Genomic DNA, 23725 nt, shown 5'->3' with positions numbered 1-23725 from the left:
CTGTGACCACATGTGCTGGTCCACCCTGGGGGGTGCGCATCGAACGTCCTGCCCCATAGCGACGCTCTCGCTCTCGCGGATTATGAGCGGGGGCGAGCTCAACCACCTCGCACCTGCGCGCTCGGCCACGATAGTGAGGCACGGGATCGCGTAGTCCTCACCGAGTCGGCGCGTCAATAGACCCGATGAACGGAGGGCGTTGCGTGCGGTCGAGGACCGGCAATTGACACGGCCGACGCGCACGATCGACGGGCCACCGAGATGGCCGACGCCGTCGGCAATCTCAGGCTGGATATGACCCCGGTCCCCGCTCGGGTCGAGCGAGCGCGTCATCAACAGCGTCGGGTGCTCCGAATATCCCGATGCGGACGCCGGCGACGCGCTCTCGGGCGTCACGTCGGCGCTCCTCAGCGAGGCGGCTGTGACGCCGGGATCTTCATTCGTCTGCTGGACGAAGGGTTGGGCTAACCGGTAGTGATCTGAAGAGCACCTTGAGTGTGGCGGGTGCGCTGGTGGAGGAATCAGTGCCGTTGGAGCCGGTGTAGGTGGCGATGACGGAATGGGTACCCCGGGAGAGCCGTGGAAGCCAGTATCGGGCGGTCCCGTCCGTCGTGACCGGTGCGGTGCCGACTCGGCGACCGTCCACCAGGAATTGCACGGTTCCTCCGGTCACCGAGCCACCTGCCGGAGCGACTGTCGCGACCGCTTGCACGCCCAGGGCGGCGAAGGTCACCGACCGGCTGAGCTGAAGCGTTGTCGTTGACCGTCTGATCGTGTCGAAGGTGATCGGCGCTGACCAATAGACCGCTCTGGACACGGATTGAGTGGTCGATATGGGTTTCCCGTTGCTGGAGTGGGCGTAGAGCTCCAGGTTATTGAGGCGGATGAAGCGGTCGGAGAGGATCGATGGGATGGTGAAGGTGAGCGTCGACCCGTCGGCGGCGACGGTGGGTACACATTGGTTCCACCCGAACTGCTGATTCGAAATGCCGCACCATGAGTAGAACGCAATACCGTCAGAGGGCGCCGGGAAGCTCCCCGGTTCTCCTCGGACCACCACCACGTCTCCGCGGGATACCGTCTTCGGCGGTCCCGGCACCGCGGAATAGTGTCGGTCTTGCTGGGTTTGGCTGGGTGCGGTCGGGTCCTCCCGGAGCGTCACGGAAGCGCGATCATCTTCCGGCGACAGGAGCCACTGCACGCTCCAGCCGTTCTCGGATTCCCCGGAGAGGCAGGCGACCGAGTACGAAATCGGTCCGGGTTGCATGCTGCCTGCGGGCACCGGAAGGAAGCGTTGAGCATCTGACTCCCACTGCTCCGGCGTCCACACTTTCTCGCTGATGATCGCGTGCTCATAGAAGAATTGGCAGAGAACGCTCTCTCCCCGCACCGGCCGTTCCACGTCGAGCCGGATCTCAGTCAGGTTCGGACCGACTGATTCGGCCCACGCGCCATTGCCGCCATAGAAGATGCGGTCATAGAAGGTCGGTATGCCGAGGGGAAATTCCACTGGCTCCGCCGCAGAAGCGCTAAGCGGCGATGAAGCGACGCTCACTCCCGCCGCGAGCAGGGCTACCGCAATTCGCGCCGAAATCCGCACCATGACAAATTCCGCTTCCTATTTATCCCGCGCCCGCCCCCGCTCATGATGACACCGGGAGCCCGCCGGCGATATACCCCAACGAGACTCGCGCAAGGCGCCCGCGCAGCCAATGTGAGAGTCTCACCTGCTCTGCACGCGGATCTCTTCGATGACGCTCGAGAAGTTGCCAAATCGGCGCCTCGCATTGACCCTTCTTCGAGCTGGGTTCCGTGCTCCGATGTCTCCTGCTCTCGTCTGACACGATTTGAGCGCATGAGCGGAGCGGCATCGATGTTGCGAGGCGCATGTTTCGTGGTCGCACATTGCTAAGTGGCCTAATATGGCTGTCGGGTACCCGACCCGATACATGGAGGATTTCTATGGCTAAGAAGACAATCACGACCTACATTGACGACATCGACGGCTCGGACGCGGACGGCACCGTGACGTTCAGTTTCGACTCCAAGCTTTACGAGATCGACTTGTCGTCGAAGAACCGCAAGAAGCTCGTGGACGCGCTTGAGCCGTTCATCAAAGCCGCTCGTTCCGCTGGGGGATCGCGTCGGTCTACCAGCTCGTCAGCACGTGGGGCGAGTCGGACTGACCTGGCTTCAGTGCGCGCCTGGGCACGAGACAACGGACACGAAGTGAGCGAACGCGGGCGTGTCCCCGCATCGGTCATCGAGGCTTACGACGTGGCCCACTGAACAACATCGTCGCCTACCACCCGATACCCCGCGGAAAGCCCGCGGGGTATCATCGTCACGGCGTCAATGGAGTGAAGAGCAGTCCGAATCGACTCGCTGTCAGCGTACCGATACCGGACGGGCACAGCTTCGAGCGTGGCTGAGCTGGAAGATCCTGTGCGGCGGCTGGCTGCTCGCCGGCTAATCCCGCCCGGGTCGCGGTCACCGCTTTCTGCTCCTGCGGGCAAGCGAAGGACGCACGCGAAACCGGGTACCGCTTTCGGTTGCTGACCCAACGAAACCTGTCGCGCTGAGGGACCCGCTCGCGAACCGGCGTTCGTCACGGCGTCTGCCGGAAATCTGCCGCGCTCTCGGGAGGCCATTCCATCCGCGGAGGCGGCATAGTCGTCAGGCAGATGACAGCATTGTGGGGGGAAGCGGCTTGGAAGCGAGCGGCGAGCAGCGAGGATGTGGCATGCCGCGGTGCAATTGGCGAAGGATTGCGACCGCATACTGCGGTGGGGGATGCTCGACGCATGGCCGATGAACGGACACCGGCTGTCGAACTCCGGCGACTGACCGAGGTTCCGCTGTCTGCTGTGATGACGTTGCTGAATGAGCCACGCAATGTACGCCACATGCCGTTGGCTGGGCGGTTCGATGAGGCGCAAACCGCTGGATGGATACAGTCCAAAGACGCTCAGTGGGAAGACTATGGATACGGACCGTGGGCGGTGTTCCTGGACGAGGAGTTCGTCGGCTGGGGCGGATTTCAGCGGGAGGACTTGGGCCCGGAGTTCGGCCTCGTTCTGTTTCCTTCCTTTTGGGGTGTCGGCGCTCAGGTTACTCGAGCCGCTTTGGGCCGCGGGTTCGGCGAGTTCGGATTCGAGGAGGTCTTCGTAGCGCTGCCCTACACTCGCTCGCCGGGCGGTGTCATGGCCAGGTTCGGCTTCACTTCCGCGGAAGACGCGGAAATCGGCGGGGTGCGCTTCCGCCGCTATCGCCTGTCTCGCGACGCCTGGATCCGTATGCAAAGGCAGACCGGATGGGCGTCTACGATGAACCTGTACGCGACGCCGCACGGTAAGGGGCACCCCGGGTTGGCCCCGTGAATGACCGGCCTATGCATACTCGGTACAGGGCGTACTCTGCATTGCATGAACGGTGCGCGCCGGCTGCCGAACATCGGCGCTCCTGCCACAAGAGCCCTCGACAAGGTGGGCGTGCGGGACCTGGATGACGTCAAGAAAGCCGGCCTCGATCACCTTGCGACACTCCACGGTGTCGGGCCGAAGGCAATTCGAGTGCTGAGAGCCGCGCTTGCGGAATAGCCGACGATCTTGTGCGGAGAGCCACCATGATGGGCGTGCGCCTCTCTTGCGACGCTCCGCCCGAGGAGGTCAGTTGCGATTCTCGGTATCCTTCCGCCTCCGTCCCGTTGTTCTCGATACGTTCTCGACTGCCGCCACTGCGCGGAACAAGGTGACTCATGTTGGCACTTGAGGCTGGGCGGGCGACGGACGCCGCAATCGCAATCGCCACGTCGCTTGATCTGGAGGTCGGCAACGCGGTTATCTTGAACAACTCGAACAAGCTGACTCTGCGTCTTCAGCCCTGCGATGTCGTAGCGAGAATCGCCCTGGAGCACGATACGTCTGCTCAGTTCGAGATCAGACTCGCGCAACAACTCGTCGACGCTGGTTGTCCGGTCGCTTCTCTCGACCCGCGTGTACCCCCTCGCGTCTATGCCCTCGGCGACTTCGTTGTCACGCTATGGACCTATTACGCATCGGCGACTTCTGAACAGGTACCACCGCCTGACTATGCCGCCGCGTTGATGCGTTTGCATGCCGGCATGCGCACACTCGACGCCGCGGTACCTCACTTCATGGACCGGGTGGACTCGGCTCTTCGCCTTCTCTGCGACCCAAAGCAGAGCCCCGCTCTCAGCGACGCAGACAGAGCCACACTCCTTCACACGTTGAGAACGGTCGCACCCGCGATCAACGAGTTCGGTGGCGCGCAAATGCTTCACGGCGAACCTCATCCCGGGAACCTGCTGGAAACGAAAGACGGGCCACTATTCATCGACCTTGAGACCTGTTGCCGCGGCCCGGTCGAATTTGATCTCGCCCATGCCCCTGAAGCAGTGAGCGACTACTACCCGACTGTGAATACGGAGTTGCTTCGTCAGTGTCGACTGATCGCGTTAGCACTCGCCACGACTTGGCGATGGGACCGAGACGACAAACTCCCACACGGCCGCCAGCTCGCCGCGGAGTGGCTCGAGCAGCTCCACCGCACCTCAGATCTCGCCGGTGATGAGAATTTGGATTCGGGGGCCGACCGGCGCCCAGATGATTGCAGCGCCATGGTCGACAGATCGGCGTGGAGCCCGGTAATCCCTCCTTAACGCTCCACGCACCGTCGCACCGTGGCTTGGGCTGTTGCTCGCCGCCGCCGTCGTAGCCGCTGCGGTGTTCACTTTCGTGCAAGCGACGTCTGCCCGCTTGGCGTCGGTCCCTCGTCTCCACCCGCAGAGGCCGCTTATGGGTGACTAACTGTGCACAACGACGCGATCGAATAGGGAGAGCTCCGCGGCGTCAGGACCATCGATCCTCCGCCGAGATTCTTCCAGCACCTCTTTGGTGATGAGCGCCGCACCGTGAATTGCCGCGGAGTTCCGGAGTTCTAGTCGTCGCCACAGTTCATCGAACGGGATGTCGAAGTAGTGCATTTCGGTGGTGGCGCCGAGGACATGCGCGATCCGGCGGATCTCATCGCGCTCTTCACGCGTCCAGGTTCCGTCTTCCAGAATCACGCTCTGCCCGTGTTCGAGCAGCTCTTTCCACAAATCGTCCAGCCGGTGCTGCAGGTTGTCTCGCATCGCATCGAAGTAGTCGACGCCTAGATCCGCCATCCACTCGTCAGTGCTGAAACGGATGGCGCCCGTCTCCCGTGCTCGCTCGCGCGCAAGAGTCGTCTTACCCGACCCCGGCAGCCCGCAGAAGAGTACGAGCAACGGTCGCTGAATCGTGCTCGCTCTGAAGTCCATCCAGTCCTCCGAATCAGCACCCAACGAAGGCAACCCCGCCACCCCCTGCACCTGGCCCGACCGATTCTTGACGATGAGGACTTCGCCGGAAGCCATGGGTCGAAAATGCTCGTCCCTCGAGGGTAGGCTTCAGCACTTCTCCAGCACACCCGTCCCCATGCACCCGACGCGCACGTTCAAGGATCGCAAGGGAGACAGTCGCGGGCGAGTCCTGTCGGCGGGAAAGGAGGGAACGACAGCTCGTTCGGCGGGAAGCCGTGCCCGGCGTTGCTGGTCAGGCGGGATGCAGGACCTGGGCGCGTTGGCTGGTCAATACAGCATCGCCACCGGAATCAATGTGCGGGGTCAGGTGATCGGAATCTACCGGCCGAACGATGGCGGCGAGCGCGCGTTCCGGTGGTCGCCATTAGAGGGCATGCGGGATCTCGGTGCCTTCTTCCCCCACTCCATCAATGCGCTGGGCCAGGTCGTCGGGGTTGGCGGCGGGATGACGGGACCGACCCGTGCGATTCGGTGGACGGCGTCTGGCGGCATGCAGGATCTGGGCACCCTCGGCGGTCGAGACAGCTACGCGTACGAGATCAACGACCTGGGCCAGATCGTCGGAGTGGCCGACACGAACGTGGAGTTCGAGCCGCATGCCTTTCGATGGACGCCGGCTCACGGAATGACGGACTTGGGCACCCTCGGCGGGAGATACGACAGCGTCGCGGTCGGGATCAACATACGGGGCCAGGTCACTGGAACGTCCAGCATGGCGGACGGCGAACGCCTTCACGCGTTCCGCTGGAGCCCCTAGAAGCCAGGCCCTCGCGCATGGGTGCGAGCCGAAGCACTACCGTTGGCTCCCTACGCTGCGATCGGTGCACTCGACCCGGTCCCGCTCTCGCCAGCCGTAGTTATGAAGAGGCCCGCCGGGGTGGATGATCGGCGTCCAGACGTATCACCCGAAGCGACCCGATCTCCTTACCAGTGTGACGGAAAGGTCGGATAGCTATGTCCGTCGTCGGCCACGTCCTGCGAGCCGTGGCCGGTGTGCCCGCTTCTGCAATCACGCGATGCTCCTTCGGCCGCCGACCGCAATGAACCCGTAGAGGAGGTCCCAGCGTTGGCGCGGAAGACCCGGCAGCTGCGACTTCGTTTGGGCCCTCGAAGATCTGGTTGTCGTGGCGACCGGACACTCCAATTGTGGCCCGGCGTCATGTACGCAAGCTTTCCTGCTCGAGGGGATACCGTACACGACTCATGGACTCCGAGATCGGGCGGGAATACGATTGGCCGCAGTCACGCAGCACTCTGGGATGGGGGTGTGTGATGCACCTGATTGATTGGGGAGAACGCGTCCGGCGCGTCGTGAGCGTACTAGCACTGTGCGTCGGCGTCGTGCTCGCCGCCTGCGCGTGCTCCGGCGTGATGTCGGGCAATCCGGGGATCGTGGCACCCGGCGCACCGGACCCTGACTGGCCCGATGCTGCCCCCGCGCCAGGGGAAGGCGACCCGAGTGAAGGGCTTGCTGAACCGGACACTGACATCCCGCTGCTCGAATCGTCCAGTCTCAGCGATGCCCTCTCGACAGCGAGCCTCGAGACCCGCTTCGACCCCGCAGTGATCACGCAATTCGAGACGACACGCTTCACGGCCACTATCGTGTTCGGAGTCCCGATCGACAGCGGCGCGACGGAGATTCTGATCGCTTGGAGCAACGAGGCGACGTTGATGGGGGAGGACCCGGAGTCATTCGAGGTCAGCCCGACTTCCCCCTCGCGCCAGTGGGTGGACAACGCATTCGCGCACCCCAGCGGCGGGTACGCGCTCAGCTGGACGTGGGATGTGACTCCGCTCCTGGCGGGTGATCGAACACTCAATCTGCGCATTCGCCCGACCGTCGTGATCGACGGCGAGGTCGTCGAGGAGTACGCCGACATCAACGAACCCGTCGTACTCGCCGTTGAGGTCCATCCTGTGCAGCGCGACCTCGACGAAGTGGCTGCGGCGGCTCAATCGCTCGAACTGGACCTGCCGGAGAAGATGACGGTCGGCGAGGAGCACGTGGTGACCATCACCGTGCCGCTGGAGGGGCACGCCGACACGATCGGTGCAGACGTCGAACTCTCGCGCGAGCAGGGGTCGGCATCGGCCAGTATTGAGATGGCTGGCCAGGTCGAGAACGACGCGACCGCCGGTGCGGAGTCCCGTGCCGCCATCGAGCGCACATGGACCGTCACCCCGACCGAGTCCGGCCGGCTAGACCTCGTCCTCATGACATCCGTACGCGGGGAGGCTGCCGGCCAAGAGCTTCGACGAGAAGTCCACATCACCGCGGCGACAACGGTCGTTGCTGCGCCGCCGACGTTCTGGGAGCTGCTGCAGGGCCCGGTGGTGTACATCACGCCGTTCGTCGCCCTCGCCGCGACCATCGTTGGAGTGTGGCAGACCAGGCGGCGGCGAAAGCCGACCGCCTCGAAGGACACGACCGAGCAGCACGCGTGAATCAGGGCCGACAGATGGAGAGCGTTCGGCGTCAGATCAGGATGCGCAGGGATGATGCCGCACTCGATGAGGACTTCACCGCGTCCGTGCCTCGGAAGGTTGCGACCACGACATGCTTGCCGCGCCGCAGCTTCGGCAGCAGGAGGGATGCCCGTCCGTCCGCGGCGACCGCGACGCTGCCGACCAACTTCGAGTCCACGAAGAAGTCCATCGTCCCGGCGACGTCGACGCCTGCTGCGGTCGTCACGCGGGCTGAAGCGGTCAGCCGCTCCCGTGAGGTGCCCAGACTGCGTTCCAGTGCGAGGAAGGTGTTCGATGGTGCGGCCGCGCCGAAGGAGACCGGGCCGCTCCAGGACGTCCTCCAGCTGAAGGAGCCACCCGCCTCCCTGCTCCCGCCGGATGCCGCTGCGAGAGTCGCCGGGGTATCCGTGAAGCCTGCGGGCAGATCGGTAGGGATCTGCACCACCAGGCCGTACGGATCGGACCCAGGGAACGTCGGGGAGAGGTTGATCGGGGCGAATCGCGGGTTGCTTGAGGTGAGAGTCGCGGAAGCGTATCCGTTCCATTCCGGTTCGGGGTATTCCCATGGTCCTTCCAGCAGCACCGTCGCGCCGGGGGAGATCACATGGGACGGACCGGGGTCGAACACCGTGTGCTTGGCGTGGTAGAAGAAGTCATCGTCCTGATCGACGCTGTTCATGCCTCCGGTGCCGGAGGTGTCGAGGGACCAGTAGATGGTCCAGTTCGTTTCGCCGCCGTCTGACGTGCAGGTCAGATCAGACACACCGTCGGAGAGCGCGCCGTCCGGGATGGCCATCTCGACCGGTCCGGGCGCGTCCCACTCCTCGGCGGTGAACGTCGCGGTGACGAGGGGAGAATCGAAAAGCAGCAGCGTGCAGTCGACCGTCTCCCCCTCCGCCTGCTCGTAGCTGTGGATCATCAGCGATGTCGCGCTCGGATCGATGCTGGTGGGGAGGGGGTGTGTCCAGGTCACGCTGGTCGTGCCGCCCGTCGTCGGGATCACGATGGTGGGCGGCTCAGCGGCATACGCGGAGGAGTCAGCGGCGACGAGGGCGATCACCGCCCCTACCGCGATGGCAGCAGGCGAGAGGGAGCGGCGGTTCTGGGTCATCGGCGGCATGGCGTTGTCCTAGTCATCGGCTGAGGTGCTGGTTCCGGCCAGTGTGCTCCCCCGGCCGGAACGAAGGCAAGGGGCCCGATCGTGTGGTTTCGGCGTTTCCGGTGACCTGGCCGCGGATGTCGATTGCAGCAGGGGAGCTGTCGCCACCACCGAGCGTGCCAAGGTCCCTCATTCCGGCAGATGGCGTCCACCGGAACGCATGGCCGGACCCCGTCGGCCGGCGCAGTGGACGGGCTCTCCCAATAGCTGACCGTCATCTGCGGCTGAAGTGGCGGGCCGGCTCGGGCCGTGCCTCGCGTTGCATGCGGACACTCGCTGCATGTCGGCTGCCACGTGAGAGTCCGGGAAGCTGGCAGGTCGTTTGAGCACCGAGATGAACGCCCATGAGGGCATGATGCCGCGAGCCACCACCGGATAGAGTGCCGCAGGAGGATTCGCATGGTCGCTGGACGTATGGCTGCTTATATTGAGCGTCGCTGAGATCGCCGCCATCACCGCGGTCGTCGCCGGCGGGATCACGACTGGGCTGATCGCGATGCTTCACGTCCTCAAGCCCGAGTTCGACCCGTCCTGGCGGATGATCAGCGAGTATTCTCTCGGGCGACGCGGGTGGGCGATGCGCCTGGCCTTCGTCACGATGGCCGTCGGCCTTGCGGCGACGTGCGTCGCCTTGTGGCCGTTGGGCGGTGCGTGGACGGTCGGCCTTGCCGCTGTTGCACTCGGCGCGCTCTGCGCCGCGTTCATCGACGCCGATCCGATCATGACTCCGCGCGCTCAGGCCACGCCCGTGGGCAGGGCGCACACGGTGCTGGGCGGTGTGCTGCTCGCCGGGTTTCCCCCTGCCGCGCTGTTCGCGGGGGTCGGAGCGGCACCCGCGCTCGGCTGGACGCTTGCGATCGCCTCCATCGTTCCGCTGGCCGGCCTGGTGTGGTTCCTCATCGCCGCTGCCCCCGCCGACGGGCAGGGCGGCTCGCCTGAGATCCGAATCGGATGGCCCGACAGGTTCTGCCTCCTCGCCTACCTGGCGTGGGTGGTGCTCGCCGCTACCGCCGTTCTCTCCGTCGCCTGACGCAAGAGCACCACGTCAGAGCCCGACACGCGGCCGGTCCGGGATACCTGCGACCCACTCGGTCACAGCGGCACGCCCGGATGTCGATGCCTGCGGTGAATCGAGGCTGCACCGCACGGGCGCTCGGCGGCCGAGCACGCCGTTCTGTCACCGGACCTCGTCCGCGCAAATGCCCTCACGAAGCGTCCCCGGCGGGAGCCCGAGCGCCCATTCCGCCACATCGGCGAGAAAGTACTTGTGGGCGGGGTTGTCCACATCGGCCGCGCTGTTCACATAGGAGCCCGCGCCGTCCACGGCGATGAAGATCCGGATGCAGGCCGCCTCGACATCCTGCTCGGCGAAGTCACCCGAAGCGATCCCGTCGACGATGAGCGTGCTCATGCGTTCTCTGTCAAGGCCGTCCTGCTCTTCCAGCGCCGCACACAGGGCCGGGCTGAAGCGGGAAAGATGACGGGCGTTCAGCCACAGGCGGGCGAGGGATGCGGATGCGCCGCTTTCGATGTAGCGGACGAAGTGCGTCAGGCGTTCGATCGGGCTTCTGCCCCCCGGAAAGAACCGCTCGCGCTCGAGCACGGCCGCCCGCGCGAAAGCTTCGATCACCAGATCTTCGGCGGCGGGGAAGTAGTGCGTGATGAGACCGGGACGCACGCCGAGCCGGTCGGCGACGGCGCGGAGCGTGATGCGCTCGAGCCCTTCCTCGAGTGCGATGTCGGCCGCGTGCGAGAGGATCTCCGCTCGTCGTTCCTCCGGTGGCTTGCGCGATCGGACGGAAACGGGACTTGACGTCATGGGCTCCATGTTATTGAATGGCTGACCAATAGTCCATTGGGCGAATGACCAATAGCAGCGCCGCTGGTCCGGAAGGAACCCCATGTCTCACACCAAGGCTCCCGATGAGCTTTTCGTCGATACCGCATCCCGGCCCGAGACGCGGGGCATCGAACTCATCGACGACTCAGAACGCCACGGGCGTGCCCGCGACCTCTTCTTCATCTGGGCGGCCCCCAATGTCAGCATCCTGAACCTCACGATCGGCGCCACGCTGATCCTGCTGGGGTTGGAGATCTGGCAGGCGATCGCCGTGATCGTGGCCGCCTCCACGCTGTGGATCTTCCCCGGTGTCATCGCTGCGAGCGGCCCGGCGGCCGGAACGTCGGGATCCGTCGTGACGCGGGCGATGTACGGCATCTTCGGCAACAGGTTCTTCGTCGCCTTCGTCGGCTGGTTCATCGGCGCGGTGTTCCTGTCGCTGACATGGCTGGCCTCATCGTTCCTCGGCGCAGACCTTCTGCGACGGGTGGGAATCGACGATCCACTGTGGGTGCCGATCGGCGTGACGCTGGTGGTGTCGGCGGTCACGATAGTCGTGGCGATCTACGGTCACGGGTTGATTCTGCGGCTGTACCCGGCCATGGCGGCGGCCCTCTTCGTCATCTTCCTCGTCGTGGCCGGGTTCATCCTGCCGAGCGTCGATTGGCAGTACGCCGCGCCTGCGCCGCTGGAAGGTGTGGCGCTGTGGTCATCGATCTCGATCGGATTCACGATCCTCGCCTCGACCCCGCTGTCGTTCATCAACAGTCCTGACATCGCCCGGTACCTGCCGCGCTCCACCAAGCCCACGAACATCGCTGCGGCGACCGCTCTCGGCGGTGCCGTGCCCTTCATCGTGTTCACGACGGTCGGCGTACTGCTGGCCACGAGTGTCGGTCCCACCGCATTCGACGCGGGGATCGACGTGGCACTGCTCGACCTGCTGCCAGGGTGGGTGGGGCCACTGCTGGTGGTGGGAGTCGTCATCAACACGATCGCCCTGAACGCCATGACGGCCTACACCTCGAGCATGGCTCTGCAGGCGATCGGATTCCGGCTGCGCCGCATCCCCGCCACGATCATCGTCGGGGTGGTGGGTACCGCGTTGACGATCTATCTCGTGCTCTCCTCGAGTCTGCTCGAAGCCGCGAACCTGATGCTCCAGTTCCTCGTGATCGTCTCCGGCCCGGCGATGGCGATCTTCGTGGTGGACGTGCTGCGTCGCCGATACGCATATGACGGCGTCGAACTCTTCGACGACGCACGGGGCGGCCGGTTCTGGTATTCGGGCGGGTGGAGCATTCCAGGCATCGCCGCGCTGCTGCTCGGCGGCCTCGCTACCGCGCTGTGCCTGGCGACGGAGGTGTGGGCCGGACCGATCGCGGAGGCGACCGGCTACATCGACCTGTCTGTGCCGGTGGGGATGCTGGTGGCGGCGGCGCTCTACGCCGGCTTGCAGCGCACGCCACTGGGGAAGGGCGGCCGGCCGTGACCACCCTTTTCGTCAACGGCCGCGTCTTCACCGCCGACCCCGATCCCGCGAAGGCATGGGCCGAGTCGGTCGTGATCGACGGCGACACCTTCGCGTACGTCGGGGACGCCGATGGTGCGCCGGATGCGGACACGACGGTCGATCTCGGGGGCCGGCTGGTGCTGCCGGGTTTCACCGACGCCCACACCCACCTTCTGATGATGGGCGCCGCCCTGGCGCAGGTGCAGCTCACGGATGCCCGCAGTCTGAAAGAGATCCAGGCGCTCCTGCGGCGCGCCCGCGCCGACAATCCGGATACGGCCGTGCTGCGCGGGCGGGGATGGCTCTTCGATTCGATCCCCGGCGGCGCCCCCACGGCGGCGATGATCGATGCGGCGGTCGCGGACGTTCCGGTATACCTCGATGCGAACGACTACCACTCGTGCTGGGTCAACAGCGCGGCCCTGGCGCAGCTCGGCATAACGCGGGACACTCCAGATCCGCTGGGGGGAGAGATCGCTCGGGATGCCGAGGGCGAGCCGACCGGGATGCTCTACGAGACGGCGGCGACCCAGTTCGCGTGGGGGCACCGCGACGCGACGACCACCGACGTGGACCGGGACGAGCAGGTGGAGCGCGCCATGGAGGCTTACGTCGCCACCGGCGTGACCGGCGTCGTGGACATGGCGTTCGATGAGTTCGGGCTCGCGGCGTTCGAGCGAGCTCAGCAGCGCCGCGGCGGCGAGCTGCCGATCCGCGTCGCCGCGCACTGGATCATCACGAACACCGGTGACGATTCCGCGAACCTCGCACAGGTCGCCCGTGCGATCGAGCTCGCCCATGCGCCCTCGACGCCGTGGCTGCGGGTCGTCGGCATCAAGCTCATCCTGGACGGGGTGATCGACGCGTGCACGGCCGCGATGCGGGATCCCTACGCGGACGGGTCGAACGCGCGGCCGATCTGGCCGCTCGAGCAGCTGAAGCCCGTCATCGCAGCGGCGGACGCAGCGAACCTGCAGGTCGCGCAGCACGCCATCGGCGACTACGCGAGCCAGATCGCCCTCGACGCGATCGAGCACGCGGTCGCGCAGAACGGCGACCGGCCCCGACGGCACCGCATCGAGCACCTGGAGTACGCCGCAGCAGGAACGGCGGAACGGATGGCTCAGCTCGGTGTGACGGCATCCATGCAGCCGGTGCACGCCGACCCCGCGATCTTCGCGAACTGGGCTGAGATGCTCGGCGATGCGCGGGTCGAGCGCGCCTTCCCCTGGCCCGAGTACGAGGATGCCGGAGCCCTTCTGGCGTTCTCGACGGACGCCCCCACCGCGCCGCATCACGCGCTCGCCAACATGTACATCGCGACGACGCGGGCGTCGGCACTCGACCGCGCGGTGCCCGCCCTGCACCCCCGCTACGCGCTGCCGCTCGAGCGCTCCATCGGGCACGCGACCCGCGACGCGGCCGCCTCGGTCGGCGACGGCGACTGGCGTGGCCGCATCGCACCGGGCTTCGCCGCCGACCTCATTGTGCTCGACACCGATCCCTTCGCCGAGGGTGCGCCATCGCTGCTGGATGCGCGTGTCCTCGAGACCATCGTCGCCGGGCGCTCGAGGTACACGGCGCAGGAGATCCGACGAGGCAGCTGATGCCGTGGGACACATCCCGCATCGGCGCCCGCGCCTCACCCCGACGAGGGTGCGCGCGTCGTGAGGGTTCATCCTCGGCGGCGTCGAACTCTAGGCTCGTCGCATGAGTGCGGCGATGACGGTACGTCGGGCGGTTCCTGGCGATGCCACGGCGATGGCCGCGGTCATCGTGCAGTCGTGGCGGGAGACGTACCGCGGCATCATGGCCGACGCGGTATTGGATGATCCGGAACTGCTGCCGCGCCGCGAGAGATTCTGGGAGATCGCACTCGCGGACGAGCGCTATCGGGACAACCGTGCGGCCGTCGCCATCCGCGACGGCGAGATGATCGGAGTCGCGATGGCGGGTCCTCCGCTCGACGAGGACGCCTGGTGGCCACGGCAGCTCTACGTCCTCTACGTTCTCGAAGCGTTCCATGGGAGTGGGGCGGCCCGCCCCTTGCTCGATGCCGTGATCGACCCGGCTCTGGACGCCGCACTCTGGGTGGCCGACGCGAATCCGCGCGCCCAGGCGTTCTACCGGAAGTGCGGCTTCCGCAGCGACGGCACCACGACGATCGACGAGGGGGTCCTCGAGATCCGGATGGTGAGGCGCGCCACCCATGCCGCGGGGGACCGCGAAGACCGCGGGCCGAAGTTTCCCCGAACCGATCCCGGGTGGCCGGAGCGGTCATAGCATTTGGTCATGGCTGGTCGCACCGTTGCCCGTACCTTGACCGCTGCTGCACTGACAGGGCTGCTCGCCGTCTCATCGGCGAACGCCGCCTACGCCGCGGGTTCCCCGCCCGGTGGCGGCGCGGTCGAGGACCTGATCGATCTCCCCGACGGGTTCCAGCCCGAGGGAATCGCCATCGACCGGCGGGGGACCGCGTACCTCGGGTCGCTGAGCGACGGTGACATCTACGCCGCCGATCTGCGAACCGGTGAGGGCGAGGTCATCAGCGAGGGACCAGGAACCGCGTCCGCGGGACTGAAGGTCGACCGCTTCGGCCGCCTGTTCGTCTCTGGAGGTCCATCCGGCACCGCGCGCGTGATCGACTCGGCCACCGGCGAGGTGCTGGCGACCTACCAGCTCGCCACCGGTGCGGCGTTCATCAACGATGTGGTCGTGACGCGGGACGGTGCCTGGTTCACGAACAGCCAGGCTGCCGAACTGTACCTGCTGCCGATCGGTCCGTCCGGGGACCTTCCTGACCCCGACGACATCGTGACGCTGCCGCTCACGGGCCAGTGGGTGCAGCAGGCGGGGTTCAACGCCAATGGAATCGCCGAGACGACCGACAAGAAGGCACTCCTCGTGATCCAGTCGGCGACGGGAACTCTCTTCCGCGTCGACCCCGACACGGGTGACGCGACGGTCGTCGACCTCGGCGGCACGTCGCTCCGGTTCGGTGACGGACTGCTCGTCGTCGGCCGCACGCTCTACGTCGTGCAGAACCGGCTCAACCAGGTCGCGGTCATCCGGCTGGATGCGCACGGCACGAGCGGATCGCTCGTGGAGACCCTGACCAGCGAGGACTTCGACGTGCCGACCACGGTCGCCGCCTACGGATCGAGCCTGTTCCTCCCCAACGCGCGCTTCGGCTCGCCGCCGGCGACGGGCACCGACGACGACGTGGTGCGCATCGACCGCTGAGCCGGGCCTAGCCGACCAGGATGCCGGTGTGTGCTTCGAGCGCGGCCAGAAGCTGCGCCTGGAAGCGCTGGTCGCGGGCGTTCGCGTCGGGGAGCTGGGTTCGCCGGTGGTACCAGTACCCGCCCGTCGCGGGCTCGACATCCGGGTGCGTGGCCAGCCACGCCTGAGTCTCGTGCCCCGCGGCCAGATCATCCGGTGCTCCGGCACCGCCCATCCGCGTCGGAACCCAGCCAGGATCCACGGCGTGGCTCGTGGTCCCCGGCCAACGGGCCGCGACAGCGAGGGCGAGAGCGGTGACCCAGAGCTTACTGTCACCGTAGGAGGCCCGGCCTGAGCCTAGACCCCGAAGGTCGGTGAAACCGCCGCGATGCATCGAGCTGCTCAGGTAGATCAATCGACCCGGCTTGTCCATCAGGGCCGTGAGCGCATATGGCGCCACGATGTTGACCGGAACCGCGTCAGGGGGACGCAGCGCTCCGGCGTTGTGGATGACCGCATCGAATCGTCCGAAGGCGGCTGCCTGCTCGGCGACATCCCGTGTCTGATCGAGGTCCGCGAGGTCGCCGAAGACCGCTCCCAGCCACGGCGCGGCACCCTCAGCCGGCCGCCGAGACGACCGGCGCGAGTGCACCACGACCTCGTGTCCCCGAGAGGCCAGCTCGGTCGCGGCGTTGAAGCCGAGACCCCCGGATGATCCGGTCACCAGGATCCGCGCCACCGCTCCACCTTCCGCACGCAGCTCGAGTGCCGCGGAACTCAACGCTAAGCGCACTCGCGCGCTCGAGGGGTGCCCTTGCAGTACACCCCTCACCAGAGACTCCCGCCGATCTGGTCGAGCGACGAGGCTGAGGAGTATGCCCGATCAGATCGCTCCGCCCCGGCCGGCGTTCAGCCGCCTGCTGCCGGCCCTGTTGCTGCTGCTGACGGTGTTTGGTCCGATCTCCATGGACCTCTACCTGCCGGCGCTGCCCGCTCTGACGGACGAGTTGGATGCCGCGACCTCCGTCGCGCAGCTGACGGTCACCGCGTGCCTGATCGGACTGGCCGCCGGCCAGTTGATCGCAGGACCCCTGTCCGACCGGTTCGGACGCCGCGGCATTCTGCTCGGGGGCATCGCCGCGTACATCGCCACGTCCGCGCTCTGCGCGATCAGCCCGACCGTCGAATTGCTCATCGCGGCACGCTTCGTGCAGGGGCTCGCCGGTGGCGTCGGCATCGTGATCGCCCAGGCCGCGGGCCGTGACATCTATGCCGGTGGCGACCTCATCCGGTTCTACGGGCGACTCACCGTGGTGGGCGGGTTCGCGGCGATCGTCGGACCGCTGCTCGGCGGCATGCTGAACACGGTCACCGACTGGCGGGGATTGTTTGCTCTCCTGGCTGCCGTCGGTGCCGGCATCCTGCTCGTCACCCTGCTGGCGTTCCGGGAGACGCTCCCCATCGAACAGCGCATTCGGGGCGGCTTCGCGCGGACGATCCACGACTTCCGCACGCTGCTGGCGGATCGGGTGTTCCTCGGCGCGGTCCTCAATCAGGGCTTCCTCTACGCCGCGCTCTTCGCCTACCTGGCGGGCTCCACGTTCGTACTGCAGGACATCTACGGCCTGTCCCCGCTCGGGTACGCCCTCGCTTTCGGCCTGAACTCCGCCGGATTCATGACCTTCGGCTACCTCTCCGGCCGCTCGGCCGAGGCGTGGAGCGTCTCCGGCACGCTCACCGTCGGCATCGTGACGGCGGGGCTGGGGGCTCTCGGGCTACTCGCCTCCGGCGTCACGTCCATGCCGCTGTGGGTGGTGATCCTGTCGCTCTTCCTGCTCGCCAGCGGCGTCGCCATCACTTCGCCGCCCGCCACGACCCTCGCCCTTCTCGGATACCCGCAGATGGCGGGAACCGCTTCGTCCCTGCTGGGCATGGTGCGCTTCGGGTTCGGTGGCGTCGCGGCACCGCTCGTCGGCATCGCCGGCGCTCTGAGCATCCTGCCCCTCGGGGTGGTCACGACCGCAGCGGTGCTGCTCGCGGGTGCAAGCTTCCTCTTCCTGGTTCGCCGAGCGACGCCGTCCGCGGCGCCGTCGGCGACGCATCCCCTTCCCGCCACTCTCATCGAGTAAGGAGCCCCACCATGCGTGGAGTCATCATGTACGCGCCCGGCGACGTCCGGGTCGAGGACCGCGAGGACCCGGTGATCGTCGAACCGACCGACGCCATCATTCGCCTCTCGGCGTCCTGCATCTGCGGGTCCGACCTCTGGCCGTATCGTGGCGCCGAACCGGCCGACCACATCGCGATGGGTCACGAATACGTCGGCGTCGTCACCGAGATCGGGGCGGACGTGAAGAACGTGGATGTGGGGGACTTCGTGGTCGGGTCGTTCTTCGCATCCGACAACACCTGCGAGATCTGCCAGGCCGGCTACCAGTCCCGCTGCGTGCACGCGCAGCCCGTCGGCGCGCTCGGCACCCAGTCCGAGTTCGCCCGCATCCCGCTGGCCGACGGCACCCTGGTCGCCACTCCGGGTCAGCCGGACCCGGATCTGATCCCGTCGCTGCTCGCGGCATCCGACGTCCTGGGCACCGGCTGGTTCGCCGCCGTCGCCGCCGAGGCCGGGCCGGGGAAGACCGTCGCGGTGGTCGGCGACGGCGCCGTCGGCCTGCTCGGCGTCCTCGCGGCGCGCGAGCTGGGCGCGGCGCGCATCATCGCCATGTCCCGCCACGCTGACCGGCAGGCCCTGGCTCGAGAACTCGGCGCGACCGACATCGTCGAAGAGCGCGGCGACGCCGGCGTGGCGAAGATCAGGGAGCTGACGAACGGGCTCGGCGCGCACAGCGTGATCGAGGCCGTCGGCACCCAGGAGTCGATGATGCAGGCGATCCGCGCCACGCGCGCGGGCGGGCATGTCGGCTACGTCGGCGTCTCGCACGACGTGTCGCTGGACGGGCTCGAACTGTTCTTCTCGGGGGTGCACCTGCACGGCGGCCCCGCGCCGGTGCGCCGATTCCTGCCGGAGCTGATCCGGCTCATCTGGGATCGCAAGATCAACCCCGGCGTCGTGTTCGACCTCACCCTGCCGCTGGAGGATGCCGCGGAGGGCTACAGGGCGATGGACGAGCGCCGCGCGACCAAGGTGCTGCTCACCGTGTGACCCCGGAATACGGGCGGCCGCGGCGACCCCGGCCCGCAAGTTGCGACGAGGACTCGCGCCAGAGATTAGACAGCGGCGGTGATGTGCGTCAGCATGGGGGTGGGGGTTCGGGTCAAGACCTCAGGTCGAGAGTTGTCCCCAGCGACTGTGGGTGACGGTCCCCAACGTCAACCGACTCGATCTGCCCCTGGGCCCTCTCGAGAAGATCTGTCCCCAAAGGGAGTCTCGAGAGGGTCCTTGGCTCCCGAGATGACCACCGAGCCTCTTTCGCCGGCTCCCCATCGGGCGGAGTCGGCGAAAGAGCTCAGGTGCAGGTCTGATGACCCCAGCAATCGCCCGAGTCTCGGATGCCTTCGCCGCAGTCCCCACTGCCGGCACGAAGATCTCGGGTACTCCTCACCCTAAAGCCACTTCCGGCATCGTGTCCACCAAAAGGGGGACAAAAAGCCTGCGAGTTCGGCGAGAGACGTGGGTGGGGTGCACTTCGGCGTCGGTGCGGGGCAGCGGCTACGGTAGCGGGATGGGGAGAACGGGGTGAGTGGTGTGCGCAAGGGGCTCAGTCCCGCGTCGCTGGACGTGCCGATCCGCGATCTGCTCTTCCGGGTGTTCGCGTCCACTCGTCCGGAGAACGCGTCCGCGGTGCCGTACGTGATCGTGCACGGCATCGGCGTCTCTCACCGGTACTCGTCGCCTCTGCACGACACGCTGGCAGCCGAAGCCGACGTCTACTCCGTCGACCTTCCCGGATTCGGCGGGCTGCCGAAACCGAAGCGCGATCTGACGATCGAAGAGATGGCGGGCGCACTGGGTGAGGCGCTCGACGCGATCGGCGTGAAGGATGCCGTGCTGATCGGTCATTCGATGGGCACCCAGTGGGTGGTCGAGTTGGCCCTTCAGCGCCCCGACCTCGCGTCATCCGTCGTCGTCATCGGTCCTGTCACCGACGACCGGCATCGATCCGTCCTCGCGCAGTCCGCGGCGCTCGGCATCGACACGTTGGGCGAACCGCCGATCGCGAATGCGATCATCTTCACCGACTATCTGCGGTCAGGGCCGGTCTGGTATTCCACGCAGCTGCGTCACATGCTGGCGTACCGGCTGGAGGACAAGGTCGGCGATCTCGCGGTGCCGCTGCTCGTCATGCGCGGTGGCAAGGACCCCATCGCGGGGACCGAGTGGTGCCGGCGGGTGCGCGACAGCGCGCCGAGGGGATCCCTCGTTCTGGTGCCGGGGCACCACCACGTCGTGCAGTACACGGCTCCGCGCGCTGTCGCGTCGGCCATCACCGCGCTCGTGACGACCGTCTAGCTGTCGCCGGTCTCAGTCTTCGGAGATCTCCGCCACGGTCTCGCCCGTCTCGGTCGCCGAGAGCGAGCGTGCGATGTCGGCCTGGCTGATGATGCCGACGAGGTCGTGCCCGTCGATGACCGGCAGCCGGCGCACCTGGTAGTCCTGCATCACGCGCAGCGCCTCACGGATGTCGTCATCCGCGCCGATCGTGACGGGCTTGCCTTCGGCAAGGCTTCCGGCGGTCACCGACGACGGGTCGCCACCGTCTGCGATGCATTTGACCACGATGTCGCGGTCGGTGATCATCCCCTTCAGCCGTTCGTCGTTGCCGCAGATGGGCAGTGCGCCGACATCCAGCTCGCGCATGAGTCGGGCGGCGTCGACGAGTGTCTCGTCCTCACGGACGCACCGGGGGTCGGTGCTCATGATGTCGCGTGCAACAGTCATGGGACTGGTCCTCTCTCTAGATGGATGCCGTGACTGTAGTTTCGGCGCGGCGAACGCGCCCGGGGGTTGACGGATGGACTTCGGCGGGTGTGGAGTCGAGGTTCGATGCCGAATGAGCTGGATTCGCCGGTGGTGGTGGACTTCCCCTTGCGGGGGGAGGGCTGGCTCGCCGTCACCACACCGGCAGCGCGCATCCCGAGCCACGGCGTGGACGCGCTGGGTCAGCGTTATGCGTACGACTTCCTCATAGTCGACGAGCGCCCGGGCGAGTACTTCTTTCCCGGCAGCGGTCTCGGCGGCGCGCTTTTGGGAGTGCGCACCCGCGACTGCTACGCGTGGGGAGCGCCGATCCACGCGCCGTTCGCCGGAGAGGTGGTGGCCGCCCTCGACGGGATGCCCGAGCGGCAGTGGATCCATCCTGTGCGGGAGGTCGTGCGGCAGGTCGTTCACGGGGCGACGTTCGCACCGTCCCGGCTGATGTCGATCCTCGGCAATCATGTGGTTCTGCGCTCGGGCGGCCTTTTCGCGGGTCTCGTGCATCTCGCACCCGGCACCCTCACCGTCGCCGTCGGTCAGTCGGTGCGCTCCGGAGACGTGCTCGGCGCGGTCGGCCACACCGGCAACTCGACCAGTCCGCATCTGCATTTCCAGCTGATGGATGCGGCGGATCCGCTCGTCGCCCAGGGGGTGCCCTGTGCGTTCCGCTCGTACGAGGTGCAGCGCGACGGCGCCTGGTCGGCCGTGACGAATGGCATCCCGGGCCGACACGAGCGCCTGCGCTTCGCCGGGGATGGCGTAGGCGGCGCGGATAGGGTGTGAGGGCGGGGCCTCGACTTCCCGCGGACGAGGCACGATGACATCGACACCTGCCGGCTGGTACGACGACGGCCACGGTGCCGCACGCTGGTGGGACGGCGCGCAGTGGACGGAGCACACCCAGGCCGCGGCGGTCGCCCAGCCCGCGGCGGTCGCTCAGCCCGCGGCGCCCAACCAACCCGGACCGAACAGCCAGCCCGCGGCGGTCGCGACGACCTCTGCACCGTTCAGCGGCACGGCCGCCGCTCTTCCCCCGGTCGCCCCGGCGAAACGCGGTTGGCTGATCCCCGTCATCCTGGGCGGTTCCTTCCTGCTGCTCGTCCTCCTCGCGGTGATCTTCGTCCCGGTGCTCGTGAAGACGATGGCGACCGGCGGGTACGCCGGCGACGAGCTGGAGGCGGTCGAAGTCGTAGAGGCCTACGACGACGCCTGGCAGTCCGGCGATTGCGACGGTTTCGAGGCGACGACGACCGAGAATCTGCGCGCCGAGACGTCGCTCGAGGACTGCGCGACGTTCGAGGAGGCCTCCGCGGGGTTCCAGGAGGCGACGGACGCCTACGAGCTCGAGGTGGTCGACGTGACCAGCGAATCGGGAGTCATCACGGTGCGGACCGACGAGACCTACACCAGTTATCTCGACGAGGACGACAATCCTGTCCCGGGCTACGACGCCCTCTCGACGGTCGACTACACCCTGGTCGAATCCGACGGGGAGTGGCTCATCGACAGCGCCTCCTACCTCGAGGAGTGATCGCATGAGCGAGGCCCCTCCGCGCGCGGGCAGACCGCCGCGATTCATCCTGACCTGCATCGGCGTGGGGCTGGCCGCCGGCCTCCTGTCCGGGCTCTTCGGAGTGGGTGGCGGTACGGTCATCGTCCCACTGCTCGTTCTCCTGTTGGGCTTCGACCAACGGCGGGCGGCCGGCACATCCCTTGCGGCGATCGTCCCAACGGCCACCGTCGGCGTCATCTCGTACGCGCTGACGGACTCCGTCGCATGGATTCCCGCGCTGCTGCTCGCCGCCGGGGCCGTCGTCGGCGCTCAGATCGGCACGTGGCTGCTGCCCAGGGTGTCGCAGGTGGCCCTTCGGTGGGCGTTCGTCGGGTTCCTGGCGGTGGTGATCGTGAGCCTGTTCGTCGTCATCCCGTCTCGAGACGCCGTGCTGGAACTGTCGTGGCTCGTAGGAATAGGCCTCGTCGTGCTGGGCGTCATCACGGGGATGCTTGCGGGGCTGCTGGGCGTCGGCGGCGGCATCATCGTTGTTCCCGTGCTCGTGCTGGTCTTCGGCGCGAGCGATCTCATCGCCAAGGGCACGTCGCTGCTCATGATGATCCCGACCGCGGTGAGCGGCACGATCGGCAACATCCGCCGGCGCAACACCGACCTGCGAGCGGCGGCCCTGATCGGCGTCGCCGCGTGCACCACCACCGCCCTCGGCGCGTGGATCGCGACCATCATCGATCCGCTCCTCGGCAACATCCTGTTCGCCGCCTTCCTGACCTTCATCGCGGTGCAGATGGCACTTCGCGCCATTCGCGCGCAGCGCGAGGCGAGGAGGCGCCCCAAGGAGGATCGGTAGGATGGCCGGGTGCCAGTGAACCCCGAGCTCGTCGGCCGAGTCTTCGCCCCGACATCCCCCTATCTGGTCGGTCGCGAGAAGGTGCGCGAATTCGCGCGTTCCGTCTTCGCCGAAGATCCGCGGCACTTCGACCCCGGGGCGGCTCGGGCGCGCGGCTTCGCCGACGTGGTGGCCCCGCCGACATTCGCCATCGTCGTGCAGGAGCAGACTCTGGCCCAGCTGCTCGGCGAACCCGACTCCGGGATCGTTCTCGAGCACGTGCTGCACGCCGAGCAGCGCTTCCGCTACTCGCGGCCCATCGTAGCCGGCGACGAGCTGACCGCCACCCTGACCGTCAGCGGGGTACGAGCCCTCGGAGGCAACACGATGGTGACCAGTGACGCCGAGGTGCGCGATGCGGCGGGCGAGCACGTCGTGACCACGACGTCGGTTCTCGTCGTCGGCGGAGGCGATTCGTGATCCCCGCCGTCGGCGATATCGTCGCAGAGCGCACCGTGCACCTGACCCGCGAGTCGCTCGTACGCTACGCAGGGGCGTCCGGTGACTTCAACGCCATCCATTACCGCGACGACATCGCACGGGCCGTCGGGCTGCCCGGCGTGCTGGCGCACGGGATGCTGACGATGGGCGTCGCCGTGTCGACACTCGATGCGTGGCTGGGCTCCTCCGGCACCGTGACCGAGTACGGTGTGCGGTTCACCCGCCCGGTGGTGGTGGATGCCGAGAGCGGCGCCGATGTGACGGTGGTCGCCAAGGCCGCGGAGGTCGACGCCGAAGCCCGCACGGCGCGCATCGATCTGGCCGTCACGCACAACGGAACCACCGTCCTCGGCAAGGCGCAGGTGCGCGTGCGGTTCGAGTAGG

26 protein-coding genes are annotated in these 23725 nt (G+C 67.1%); 19 read left to right on the top strand and 7 right to left on the bottom strand.

The annotated features are described in order from the left end of the window. Window positions 1–436: 436 nt before the first annotated feature. Entirely contained in the window at window positions 437–1603 is a 1167-nt protein-coding gene (locus ACPW96_RS15740) for an Ig-like domain-containing protein (protein WP_425884197.1), read from the bottom strand. 359 nt (window positions 1604–1962) lie between these two features. Between ACPW96_RS15740 and ACPW96_RS15735 the strand changes: the two genes are divergently transcribed. The 4 genes from ACPW96_RS15735 (at window position 1963) to ACPW96_RS15720 (ending at window position 4681) form a co-directional block, all read left to right on the top strand. After that, a complete protein-coding gene (locus ACPW96_RS15735; RefSeq protein WP_425820617.1) occupies window positions 1963–2289 on the top strand; it encodes a histone-like nucleoid-structuring protein Lsr2 in 327 nt (108 codons plus the stop codon). A 515-nt stretch (window positions 2290–2804) separates the two neighbouring features. Then, window positions 2805–3380, top strand: coding sequence for a GNAT family N-acetyltransferase (locus tag ACPW96_RS15730; protein WP_425884196.1), 576 nt, complete (start codon window positions 2805–2807; stop codon window positions 3378–3380). Between the two features lie 45 nt (window positions 3381–3425). Beyond that, window positions 3426–3599 carry a DNA-binding protein gene (locus ACPW96_RS15725; protein WP_425821077.1) on the top strand — a complete coding sequence of 58 codons (174 nt, stop codon included), beginning with the start codon at window positions 3426–3428 and terminating at the stop codon, window positions 3597–3599. A 158-nt stretch (window positions 3600–3757) separates the two neighbouring features. Next, on the top strand, window positions 3758–4681 hold the full coding sequence (locus ACPW96_RS15720) for a phosphotransferase (protein ID WP_425884195.1): 924 nt from the start codon (window positions 3758–3760) through the stop codon (window positions 4679–4681). A 144-nt stretch (window positions 4682–4825) separates the two neighbouring features. Here the strand turns inward: ACPW96_RS15720 and ACPW96_RS15715 are convergent, their stop codons facing one another. Beyond that, window positions 4826–5419: an AAA family ATPase gene (locus tag ACPW96_RS15715; protein WP_425884193.1), complete on the bottom strand. Its 594-nt coding sequence runs from the start codon at window positions 5417–5419 to the stop codon at window positions 4826–4828. A gap of 187 nt (window positions 5420–5606) precedes the next feature. On the opposite strand from ACPW96_RS15715, the gene ACPW96_RS15710 reads away from it, so the two are divergent. Then, window positions 5607–6122: a hypothetical protein gene (locus ACPW96_RS15710; RefSeq protein ID WP_425820622.1), complete on the top strand. Its 516-nt coding sequence runs from the start codon at window positions 5607–5609 to the stop codon at window positions 6120–6122. Between the two features lie 554 nt (window positions 6123–6676). Then, window positions 6677–7813 carry a hypothetical protein gene (locus tag ACPW96_RS15705; protein ID WP_425884192.1) on the top strand — a complete coding sequence of 379 codons (1137 nt, stop codon included), beginning with the start codon at window positions 6677–6679 and terminating at the stop codon, window positions 7811–7813. Between the two features lie 31 nt (window positions 7814–7844). Here ACPW96_RS15705 and ACPW96_RS15700 read toward each other — a convergent pair whose 3' ends face one another. Together ACPW96_RS15700 and ACPW96_RS15695 are read right to left on the bottom strand one after the other, a co-directional pair. Continuing rightward, a complete protein-coding gene (locus ACPW96_RS15700) occupies window positions 7845–8954 on the bottom strand; it encodes an Ig-like domain-containing protein (protein ID WP_425884190.1) in 1110 nt (369 codons plus the stop codon). A 13-nt stretch (window positions 8955–8967) separates the two neighbouring features. Beyond that, window positions 8968–9180, bottom strand: a complete 213-nt coding sequence (locus ACPW96_RS15695) for a hypothetical protein (protein ID WP_425884217.1) — start codon at window positions 9178–9180, stop codon at window positions 8968–8970. Between the two features lie 240 nt (window positions 9181–9420). Between ACPW96_RS15695 and ACPW96_RS15690 the strand changes: the two genes are divergently transcribed. Beyond that, on the top strand, window positions 9421–10023 hold the full coding sequence (locus tag ACPW96_RS15690) for a DUF998 domain-containing protein (RefSeq protein WP_425884188.1): 603 nt from the start codon (window positions 9421–9423) through the stop codon (window positions 10021–10023). A gap of 147 nt (window positions 10024–10170) precedes the next feature. On the opposite strand, the gene ACPW96_RS15685 is transcribed toward ACPW96_RS15690, so the two are convergent. Then, window positions 10171–10812 (bottom strand): TetR/AcrR family transcriptional regulator, encoded by a 642-nt coding sequence (locus ACPW96_RS15685; RefSeq protein WP_425820626.1) that lies wholly within the window; start codon window positions 10810–10812, stop codon window positions 10171–10173. Window positions 10813–10894: 82 nt separating this feature from the next. Here ACPW96_RS15685 and ACPW96_RS15680 point away from each other — a divergent pair, with 82 nt between their 5' ends. The 4 genes from ACPW96_RS15680 to ACPW96_RS15665 all read left to right on the top strand — a co-directional run bounded on the left by ACPW96_RS15680 (window position 10895) and on the right by ACPW96_RS15665 (window position 15589). Further along, complete coding sequence (locus tag ACPW96_RS15680; protein ID WP_425884186.1) at window positions 10895–12325, top strand: purine-cytosine permease family protein; 1431 nt, start codon at window positions 10895–10897, stop codon at window positions 12323–12325. After that, window positions 12322–13953, top strand: a complete 1632-nt coding sequence (locus ACPW96_RS15675) for an amidohydrolase (protein WP_425884185.1) — start codon at window positions 12322–12324, stop codon at window positions 13951–13953. Before ACPW96_RS15680 ends, ACPW96_RS15675 begins: the two co-directional genes overlap by 4 nt. 103 nt (window positions 13954–14056) lie before the next feature. Continuing rightward, complete coding sequence (locus tag ACPW96_RS15670) at window positions 14057–14629, top strand: GNAT family N-acetyltransferase (protein ID WP_425884183.1); 573 nt, start codon at window positions 14057–14059, stop codon at window positions 14627–14629. Window positions 14630–14638: 9 nt separating this feature from the next. Next, window positions 14639–15589 (top strand): SMP-30/gluconolactonase/LRE family protein, encoded by a 951-nt coding sequence (locus ACPW96_RS15665; RefSeq protein WP_425884181.1) that lies wholly within the window; start codon window positions 14639–14641, stop codon window positions 15587–15589. A 7-nt stretch (window positions 15590–15596) separates the two neighbouring features. Here ACPW96_RS15665 and ACPW96_RS15660 read toward each other — a convergent pair whose 3' ends face one another. Continuing rightward, a complete protein-coding gene (locus ACPW96_RS15660; RefSeq protein ID WP_425884179.1) occupies window positions 15597–16307 on the bottom strand; it encodes an SDR family NAD(P)-dependent oxidoreductase in 711 nt (236 codons plus the stop codon). A gap of 136 nt (window positions 16308–16443) precedes the next feature. On the opposite strand from ACPW96_RS15660, the gene ACPW96_RS15655 reads away from it, so the two are divergent. The 3 genes from ACPW96_RS15655 to ACPW96_RS15645 all read left to right on the top strand — a co-directional run bounded on the left by ACPW96_RS15655 (window position 16444) and on the right by ACPW96_RS15645 (window position 20036). Then, entirely contained in the window at window positions 16444–17697 is a 1254-nt protein-coding gene (locus ACPW96_RS15655; protein ID WP_425884177.1) for a multidrug effflux MFS transporter, read from the top strand. 11 nt (window positions 17698–17708) lie between these two features. Continuing rightward, entirely contained in the window at window positions 17709–18728 is a 1020-nt protein-coding gene (locus ACPW96_RS15650; RefSeq protein ID WP_425884175.1) for a zinc-dependent alcohol dehydrogenase family protein, read from the top strand. Window positions 18729–19262: 534 nt separating this feature from the next. Then, the gene (locus ACPW96_RS15645; protein WP_425884173.1) at window positions 19263–20036 is read left to right on the top strand and encodes an alpha/beta fold hydrolase; all 774 of its coding nucleotides are present in this window, start codon (window positions 19263–19265) and stop codon (window positions 20034–20036) included. A 12-nt stretch (window positions 20037–20048) separates the two neighbouring features. On the opposite strand, the gene ACPW96_RS15640 is transcribed toward ACPW96_RS15645, so the two are convergent. Then, window positions 20049–20465 carry a CBS domain-containing protein gene (locus tag ACPW96_RS15640; protein WP_425820635.1) on the bottom strand — a complete coding sequence of 139 codons (417 nt, stop codon included), beginning with the start codon at window positions 20463–20465 and terminating at the stop codon, window positions 20049–20051. A 105-nt stretch (window positions 20466–20570) separates the two neighbouring features. Between ACPW96_RS15640 and ACPW96_RS15635 the strand changes: the two genes are divergently transcribed. The 5 genes from ACPW96_RS15635 to ACPW96_RS15615 are packed head-to-tail and all read left to right on the top strand — an operon-like array spanning window position 20571 to window position 23724. Next, window positions 20571–21284: a M23 family metallopeptidase gene (locus tag ACPW96_RS15635; protein WP_425884171.1), complete on the top strand. Its 714-nt coding sequence runs from the start codon at window positions 20571–20573 to the stop codon at window positions 21282–21284. A gap of 34 nt (window positions 21285–21318) precedes the next feature. Beyond that, on the top strand, window positions 21319–22032 hold the full coding sequence (locus ACPW96_RS15630) for a DUF2510 domain-containing protein (RefSeq protein ID WP_425884169.1): 714 nt from the start codon (window positions 21319–21321) through the stop codon (window positions 22030–22032). A 4-nt stretch (window positions 22033–22036) separates the two neighbouring features. Next, on the top strand, window positions 22037–22861 hold the full coding sequence (locus ACPW96_RS15625; RefSeq protein WP_425884167.1) for a sulfite exporter TauE/SafE family protein: 825 nt from the start codon (window positions 22037–22039) through the stop codon (window positions 22859–22861). A gap of 9 nt (window positions 22862–22870) precedes the next feature. Next, window positions 22871–23320 (top strand): FAS1-like dehydratase domain-containing protein, encoded by a 450-nt coding sequence (locus tag ACPW96_RS15620; RefSeq protein WP_425884165.1) that lies wholly within the window; start codon window positions 22871–22873, stop codon window positions 23318–23320. Beyond that, window positions 23317–23724: a MaoC/PaaZ C-terminal domain-containing protein gene (locus ACPW96_RS15615; protein WP_425884163.1), complete on the top strand. Its 408-nt coding sequence runs from the start codon at window positions 23317–23319 to the stop codon at window positions 23722–23724. The genes ACPW96_RS15620 and ACPW96_RS15615 overlap by 4 nt, the downstream gene beginning before the upstream one ends. Window position 23725: the final 1 nt, after the last annotated feature.

The sequence above is a fragment of the Micromonospora sp. DT81.3 genome, from assembly GCF_049847225.1.
GTDB lineage: Bacteria > Actinomycetota > Actinomycetes > Actinomycetales > Microbacteriaceae > Microbacterium.
Note: the sequence above shows the minus strand (reverse complement) of the source record. Positions and strands in the feature narration are given on the sequence as shown.

Bases quoted from the DNA above. Each gene is read 5' to 3' on its own strand.
- ACPW96_RS15740 (WP_425884197.1), bottom strand. From the start codon at position 1,603: ATGGTGCGGATTTCGGCGCGAATTGCGGTAGCCCTGCTCGCGGCGGGA.
- ACPW96_RS15735 (WP_425820617.1), top strand. From the start codon at position 1,963: ATGGCTAAGAAGACAATCACGACCTACATTGACGACATCGACGGCTCG.
- ACPW96_RS15730 (WP_425884196.1), top strand. From the start codon at position 2,805: ATGGCCGATGAACGGACACCGGCTGTCGAACTCCGGCGACTGACCGAG.
- ACPW96_RS15725 (WP_425821077.1), top strand. From the start codon at position 3,426: ATGAACGGTGCGCGCCGGCTGCCGAACATCGGCGCTCCTGCCACAAGA.
- ACPW96_RS15720 (WP_425884195.1), top strand. From the start codon at position 3,758: ATGTTGGCACTTGAGGCTGGGCGGGCGACGGACGCCGCAATCGCAATC.
- ACPW96_RS15715 (WP_425884193.1), bottom strand. From the start codon at position 5,419: ATGGCTTCCGGCGAAGTCCTCATCGTCAAGAATCGGTCGGGCCAGGTG.
- ACPW96_RS15710 (WP_425820622.1), top strand. From the start codon at position 5,607: ATGCAGGACCTGGGCGCGTTGGCTGGTCAATACAGCATCGCCACCGGA.
- ACPW96_RS15700 (WP_425884190.1), bottom strand. From the start codon at position 8,954: ATGCCGCCGATGACCCAGAACCGCCGCTCCCTCTCGCCTGCTGCCATC.
- ACPW96_RS15685 (WP_425820626.1), bottom strand. From the start codon at position 10,812: ATGACGTCAAGTCCCGTTTCCGTCCGATCGCGCAAGCCACCGGAGGAA.
- ACPW96_RS15680 (WP_425884186.1), top strand. From the start codon at position 10,895: ATGTCTCACACCAAGGCTCCCGATGAGCTTTTCGTCGATACCGCATCC.
- ACPW96_RS15670 (WP_425884183.1), top strand. From the start codon at position 14,057: ATGAGTGCGGCGATGACGGTACGTCGGGCGGTTCCTGGCGATGCCACG.
- ACPW96_RS15665 (WP_425884181.1), top strand. From the start codon at position 14,639: ATGGCTGGTCGCACCGTTGCCCGTACCTTGACCGCTGCTGCACTGACA.
- ACPW96_RS15655 (WP_425884177.1), top strand. From the start codon at position 16,444: ATGCCCGATCAGATCGCTCCGCCCCGGCCGGCGTTCAGCCGCCTGCTG.
- ACPW96_RS15650 (WP_425884175.1), top strand. From the start codon at position 17,709: ATGCGTGGAGTCATCATGTACGCGCCCGGCGACGTCCGGGTCGAGGAC.
- ACPW96_RS15640 (WP_425820635.1), bottom strand. From the start codon at position 20,465: ATGACTGTTGCACGCGACATCATGAGCACCGACCCCCGGTGCGTCCGT.
- ACPW96_RS15635 (WP_425884171.1), top strand. From the start codon at position 20,571: ATGCCGAATGAGCTGGATTCGCCGGTGGTGGTGGACTTCCCCTTGCGG.
- ACPW96_RS15630 (WP_425884169.1), top strand. From the start codon at position 21,319: ATGACATCGACACCTGCCGGCTGGTACGACGACGGCCACGGTGCCGCA.
- ACPW96_RS15625 (WP_425884167.1), top strand. From the start codon at position 22,037: ATGAGCGAGGCCCCTCCGCGCGCGGGCAGACCGCCGCGATTCATCCTG.